The sequence below is a fragment of the Streptomyces sp. SYSU D01066-1 genome (assembly GCF_054956795.1).
In genome coordinates, this window is the sequence record NZ_JBUDHV010000011.1 from 1 (window position 1) to 6,712 (window position 6,712).

4 protein-coding genes and 1 pseudogene are annotated in these 6,712 nt (G+C 74.1%); 2 read left to right on the forward strand and 3 right to left on the reverse strand.

Annotation, left to right across the window (positions count from 1 at the left end; all coding sequences use genetic code 11):
• Positions 1-281: 281 nt before the first annotated feature.
• Entirely contained in the window at positions 282-1,655 is a 1,374-nt protein-coding gene (proP, locus tag ACY1JF_RS13350; protein ID WP_462705295.1) for a glycine betaine/L-proline transporter ProP, read from the reverse strand.
• 389 nt (positions 1,656-2,044) lie between these two features.
• On the opposite strand from proP, the gene ACY1JF_RS13355 reads away from it, so the two are divergent.
• A complete protein-coding gene (locus ACY1JF_RS13355; RefSeq protein WP_462705296.1) occupies positions 2,045-4,264 on the forward strand; it encodes a bifunctional glycosyltransferase 87/phosphatase PAP2 family protein in 2,220 nt (739 codons plus the stop codon).
• A gap of 25 nt (positions 4,265-4,289) precedes the next feature.
• Here the strand turns inward: ACY1JF_RS13355 and nadE are convergent, their stop codons facing one another.
• On the reverse strand, positions 4,290-5,126 hold the full coding sequence (gene nadE / locus ACY1JF_RS13360) for an ammonia-dependent NAD(+) synthetase (RefSeq protein ID WP_462705297.1): 837 nt from the start codon (positions 5,124-5,126) through the stop codon (positions 4,290-4,292).
• A gap of 41 nt (positions 5,127-5,167) precedes the next feature.
• A pseudogene (locus ACY1JF_RS13365) lies at positions 5,168-5,575 on the reverse strand (response regulator transcription factor); the annotation flags it as partial.
• A gap of 80 nt (positions 5,576-5,655) precedes the next feature.
• Here ACY1JF_RS13365 and ACY1JF_RS13370 point away from each other — a divergent pair.
• On the forward strand, positions 5,656-6,186 hold the full coding sequence (locus ACY1JF_RS13370; protein ID WP_462705298.1) for an FtsX-like permease family protein: 531 nt from the start codon (positions 5,656-5,658) through the stop codon (positions 6,184-6,186).
• The last annotated feature ends 526 nt before the right edge of the window (positions 6,187-6,712 follow it).

Genomic DNA, 6,712 nt, shown 5'->3' on the forward strand with positions numbered 1-6,712 from the left:
GGGGGGGGGGGGGGGGGCGCCCCCCGCCCGGGGGGGGCGCCCCCCCCCCCCCCCCCCCGGCCCCCCCCCGCGCGCCCCCCGCCCGGGCCCCCCCCCCCCCCCCCCCCGGCCCCGACCCCGAAGCACACCCTGGGCGCTACGCGCGCCCCCACCGCACCCGCACAGGCGCCGCAGGCACCCCGCCCCTCACCGCACCCGCACAGGCGCCGCAGGCACCCCGCCCCCCACCGAACCCGCACAGGCGCCGCAGGCACCCCCCGCCCAAGCGCCGCAGGCCCCCGTCACCGCTCCACAGCCGGCCCCGACCCCGGCAGCGGACGCCCCGCCGACTCCGTCATGAACCACACCGCCACGCCACCGACCACGGCCGCGGCCATCATGTAGTACGCGGGCATCATCAGGTTCCCGGTCGCCCCGATCAGCGCCGTCACCACCAGCGGCGTCGTCCCGCCGAACAGGGACACCGACACGTTGAACCCGATCGAGAGCGACCCGTACCGCACCCGCGTCGGGAACAGCGCCGGCAGGGCGGACGGCATCGCGGCCGTGAAGCACACCAGCAGCAGCCCCAGCGCGGCCATGCCCAGGCCGACCGCGAGCAGGCTGCCCTCACGGATCAGCAGCAGCGCCGGTACCGACAGCACCAGGAACCCGGCGCACCCCGCCGCGATCACCGGCCGCCGCCCGACCCGGTCGGTCAGCGCCCCCGCGAACGGCTGGACGACCATCATCAGGACCATCACCGCGAGCACGACCAGCAGACCGTGCGTCTCGTCGTACCTCAGCTCGCTCGTCAGGTAGCTCGGCATGTACGACAGCAGCATGTAGTCGGTGACGTTGAAGACCAGCACCAGCCCGACGCACAGCAGCAGCGCCTTCCACTGCCCGGTGATCATCTCCCGCAGCGGCACCTTCACCCGCGCCGACTCCGGCTTCCCGGCCTCCGCCGTGAACGCCGGCGTCTCCTCCAGCCGCATCCGCAGGTACAGCCCGATGACGCCCATCGGCCCCGCGATCAGGAACGGGATCCGCCAGCCCCAGGACGTCAGGTCGCCGTCGGACAGCAGCGCGGTCATCAGGGTCACCAGACCGGCCCCGCCGATGTACCCGGCCAGCGTCCCGAACTCCAGCCAGCTCCCCAGGAACCCGCGCCGCTTGTCCGGCGCGTACTCCGCGATGAACGTCGACGCCCCCGCGTACTCACCGCCGGTCGAGAAGCCCTGCACCAGCCGCGCCGCCAGCAGCAGCACCGGCGCCCACACGCCGATCGACCCGTACGACGGGATCAGGCCGATCGCGAACGTCCCCGCCGCCATCATGATCATCGTCAGGGCGAGGATCTTCTGCCGCCCCACCCGGTCGCCGAGCGGCCCGAAGACCATGCCGCCCAGCGGCCGGACCAGGAACGCCGCCGCGAACGCGCCGAACGTCGACAGCAACTGGGCCGTCGGGTTGCCGGACGGGAAGAAGACCTTGCCCAGGGTCACCGCGATGTAGCTGTAGACGCCGAAGTCGAACCACTCCATCGCGTTGCCCAGCGCCGCCGCCTTCACGGCACGCCGGACGAGGGCGGGGTCGGTCACGGTCGCATCGGGCGGCAGAGCCTGCGCGCGGTGACGGGAGGACGGAAGAGGGGCAGCGGTGGCAGCCGACAAGACTTCGCTCGCCTACCTTTCGACGGGGACGGGGACGGGACCCGCACGGCGGCGCTGTCGCCGGGCCGAAAACCGACCATAGGCGGCGATTGCCCGTTCACACCCCGTGCCGAATTCGTTGCACAGTGCACTAAAACGGCGTTCACGCAGGGACGTCTTCCGGCCGGGAACGGTTCCCGGCCGGCCTTCGCTGTGATCCTTGTCGCTCCGCGGGGCGGCATCCGAACCGCGATCCCACTATCGTCATCCGGACAAAAGGAGAGCGGCCGTCAGGTGAAGACGAGGTTGCCCGCGTCCCTCTCCGGGGGTGGTGCGAGCCTCATAGGGTTCGCGAAGGAACCCATGCGCACGGGACGTGTGGGACGAACGGGGCGGGAGGCCGACGAGGCGTGGCGAATGCGGAGCACAGCGGGCGGACGGCGGCGGAGGCCTTCGGGGCGACAGCCGTCGGAGCCACCAGGGCACGCCTGCACCTGGCACGAGCGGGGCTGTGGCTGGTCGCCGCCGTCCTCGCCGCACGACAGCTCGCGGTGGTGCTCGGCTCCCCGCGCGGGGAGCGGCTGACCGACCTGGAGACCTGGGTGGGGCCGGCCGGGGTCCTGCACGTGGAGGGGTCCCTGTACGACTCGACCAGGTTCACCGGCACCCCGTTCGCCGGCCTGGTCCTCAAACCGCTCACCCGCGCCGCCGAACAGGCCCTCGGCTGGGGCTGGACCTTCGGCACGCTGCTGCTGGTCGTCGCCCTCGGCCTGGTCGCCGCCCGCGCCCTGCCCCGCCCGGTCGACCGCCGCACCGCGCTGCTCGCCGCGCCGGTCGCGGTCAGCCTGCTCATGCTCTCCCTGCCGGTGCGCAACACCCTCTGGCTCGGCCAGACCAGCATCGTCCCGGTCCTGCTGGTCCTGCTCGGCTGCCTCGCCGTGCGCGGCGAACGCGCCGGGGGGCTGCTCATCGGCGTCGCCGCCGCCTTCCAGCCGACCGTGCTGCTGTTCATGCCGCTCCTGTGGTTCACCGGCCGCCGCCGGGCCGCCGGCACCGCCGCCGGCACCTTCGCCGTCTGCACCGCGCTCGCCTGGGCGGCGATGGCGCACGACTCGTACACGTACTGGGTCCACCACATGGCCGGGGTCGGGCTCGGCGGCGCCGCCGACGACCTCGCCAACCAGTCCCTGCACGGCGCCCTGCTGCGGCTCGGCCTGAACGGCCCGCTGGAGATCGCCCTCTTCGCCGCCCTCGGCGCCACCGTCGCCGTCCTCGGCCTGCGCCGCGCCGTGCGCTACGCCCGTGAGGGCCAGCTCCTGCTCGCCGTCGCGGTCACCGGCTGCGCGGCCGTGGCGATCTCGCCGACCACCTGGCAGCACCAGCTCCTGTGGGTGCTGCTCGCGGTCGTCGGCCGGGTCGGCGAGCGCGCCTCCGACCGGTACGTCTGGCCGGTCGCCGTCATCCTCGTCATGACCCTCCCGGCGAAGATGATGCTGCCGAACGTGGCGGTCCTGAACCCGCTCCGCGACAACCTGGTGCTGCTCGCGGCCGTCGCCGCCGCCACCGCCGTACCGTTCCTCTCCCGCGCCTCCCCGTACTTCCGCGCCCCCGTCCCCACCGAGTACGCGGCCCCCGTCCCCACCCGCTTCCGGCACGTCCCCCTGCTGCCGTTCCTGCGCCGGGCCCTCACCCGTCCGAACCTGCTCCTGGAACTGCTGCTGATCCGGGTGACCTACGCCGCCTACTCCAAGGTCCGCCTCGCGGCGACCGACGGCACCGTCTCGGGCGGCCGGGCCCGCGCCGAGGAGCACGGCCACCAGATCCTCGGCCTCGAACGCGTCCTGCGCATCGACATCGAGCACGCCGTCAACCACGCCGTGGTGGAGATCGGCTGGCTGCGCGGGTTCTTCGACTTCTACTACACGTCGTTCCACTTCGTGGTCCCGCTGGCCGTCCTCGGCGTCCTGTACTGGCGCCGCCCGGTCGACTACCGCTGGGCCCGCGCCTCCCTCGGCTTCACCACGCTGCTCGCCCTGGTCGGCTTCTGGCTGTACCCGCTGGCCCCGCCGCGCCTGATGCCGGACCTGGGAATCATCGACACCGTCCACGGCGTGCAGGACTTCTCCCGGCCCGACTACGGCACGCTCACCGCCCTGACCAACCAGTACGCGGCGATGCCGTCGCTGCACTTCGGCTGGTCGCTGTGGTGCGGGCTGGCCGTCGCGGTCATCGCCCCGAAGTGGTGGATGAGGGCGCTGGGCCTGCTGCACCCCCTGTTCACGGTCTCCGCGATCGTCGCGACCGGCAACCACTGGGTGCTGGACGCGGTGGGCGGCGCGGCGGTCGTGGCCGGCGGTTTCGGGCTGACGTACCTGTTCCAGGGAGCGCGGGCCCGCACGGCCGGGGCCGCCGCGGACACCGACGGCGGCCCCTCGCCCGCCTCCGTGGAGGAATCCCCGGAGAGACCCGCGGTGGAGTCCCCGAAGGAACCCGTGGTGGAATCCCCGGACGAACCCGCGGAGAAACCCGCGGTGGAATCCCCGGACGAACCCGCGGAGAAACCCGCGGTGGAATCCCCGGAGGAACCCGCCGGGAAAGCGGAGGAAGCGAAGGGCCCCGCCCCGAGCTGAGCGATCCGGTGTCCCCGGCCGCTCCTCAGCGCCACCAGTCGTCGAGCGGGCTGACCGGGACGGTCCGCTTGTGCCGGGTGGCGAGGTAGACCGACTCGACCTTCGCGGCGACCTCGTCGGTGACCTCGCCGCCCTCCAGGTAGGTGTCGATCTCGGTGTACGTCAGGCCGAGCGCCTCCTCGTCGGGCAGCGCGGGCCGGTCGTCCTCCAGGTCGGCGGTCGGCACCTTCTGCCAGGTGCTGGGCGGCGCCCCCAACTCCTGGAGCAGGGCGGCGCCCTGGCGCTTGGTGAGACCGGTCAGCGGGGTGAGGTCGACGCCGCCGTCGCCGTACTTGGTGAAGAAGCCGGTCACCGCCTCGGCCGCGTGGTCGGTGCCGACGACGACCATGCCGAGCTGTCCGGCGACCGCGTACTGGATCACCATGCGCTCGCGCGCCTTGATGTTGCCGCGCACGAAGTCCCGCAGCCGGGGCTCACCGGTCAGCTCGGCCAGGCCGCGCGCCGCCTCGGCGGCGACGGCGTCCGCGCCCGGCTTGACGTTCACCGTGATCGACCGGTCGGGCCGGATGAAGTCGAGGGCGGTCCGGGCGTCGTCCTCGTCGGCCTGGACCCCGTACGGCAGCCGCACCGCGACGAAGGTGGCGTCGTGCCCCTCGGCGCGCGACTCCTCGGCGGCGAGCTGGCACAGCCGTCCGGCCAGTGTGCTGTCCTGGCCGCCGCTGATGCCGAGGACGAACCCCTTGGCCGGGGTGGACCGCAGGTAGTCCTTGAGGAAACCGACCCGCCGCCGGATCTCGTCGGCGGGGACGATGACCGGCTGGACACCGAGTTCGGACACGATCTGCTTGCGTAGGTTCTGCATCAACGCACTGTATCCACCGGCATCCGGCCCAAACACGGCGGTCAGGACCCGGCCTCCACCGCCCCGCCCGGCGAGACCAGCCCGGTCTCGTACGCCAGCACCACCGCCTGGACACGGTCGCGCAGGCCCAGCTTGGACAGGATGCGGCCGACGTGGGTCTTGACGGTGGTGGGGCTCAGGAACAGCCGGTCCGCCAGCTCCGCGTTGCTCAGCCCCGTCGCCGGCAGCCGCAGCACCTCCAGCTCACGGGGGGTCAGCCCGGACAGGCCGGGGCCCGGGACGGCCGGGGGGCCAGCCTGGACCGCCTCCCCAGGGGCGAAGCGCTCGATCAGACGGCGGGTGATCGCGGGGGCCAGCAGGGCGTCACCGGCCCGCACCAGGCGTACGGCGGCCACCAGGTGCTCGGGGATGACGTCCTTGAGCAGGAAGCCGCTGGCGCCGGCGGTGAGCCGGCCGAGGTGTGCGCGAGCCGCACCGTCCACCTGGTCGACGGCCGCCCGGCCCCGGACACCCGCGCGCGGACCGTCCGATGACCGGGGCGAGGACCGGGGTCCTGATCCGGGTCGTACGGTCCGGGGCGGTCCGGCCCCTGGGCGGCGACGCCGCCGCCTACGGTCCCTCCGAGCAGGACAACCTCGTCGTGCTCCTGAACGCGATGGCGGCACTGCTCTCCCTGCTGCTGGCCTCCGTCGCCGGCCTCGGCGTGCTCGACTCCGTGGTCCTGGACACCCGGGAACGCGTCCACGACCTGGGGGTGTGCAAGGCGCTGGGCATGTCTCCCCGGCAGACGGTGAGCCTGGTCCTCGCGTCGGTCACCGGGATCGGCGTCGTCGGCGGGCTGATCGGCGTCCCGGCCGGGCAGGCCCTGCACGGCGTGGTCGTCCCGATGATGGGCCGTGCCGTGGGCACGGGACTGCCGTCGTCGGTCCTGGACGTGTACGGCGTGGGGCAGTCGGCCCTGCTGGGCCTGGCCGGGGTCGCCATCGCCGTCCTGGGCGCGTCGCTCCCGGCGACCTGGGCGGCGCGCGCCCGGACGGTGACGGCGCTACGGACGGAGTGACGCCGGGAACGCGGTGAAGGCGGCCGGGGACAGGCGCGGGGCGGGACGGTGTGGTTCGAGTGCGGCTCCGGCCGGCCGGCAGCCGGCCGGCGACCAGCACACGGAAAACCTGAGCAGTCGACGGCCACATGTCCTCCACCCGCTCATTCGAGCGCTCCCATGACAGCAGGAGCCGGAATGCTCACGCGTTTCGGGAAGGCGGCAGCCACCCCACGAGGAGCGGTCACGCTGATCCGGAGACGGCCGGCGCTTCGAACGCCGCCCGGCGGTGGTCCGGCGCAGGGTCCTCGGCACCGGTGCGCCGAGGCCGAGGGCCCGGCCGGACGCGCACCGGCTTCCTCCCGTACGGCCGTGGTACGGCCCCGCTGCTCCGCCCGTCCTCGTGACGGGCATCGGGAACGGGCATCGGGAACGGACCTCGGGGGCAGGCGTCGGGGGGGGGGGGGGCGCCCCCCCCCCCCCCCCCCCCCCGCCCCCCCCAGCCCCGCCACCCCCCCCCCCCCCCCCCACCCCCCCCCCGCGAGCG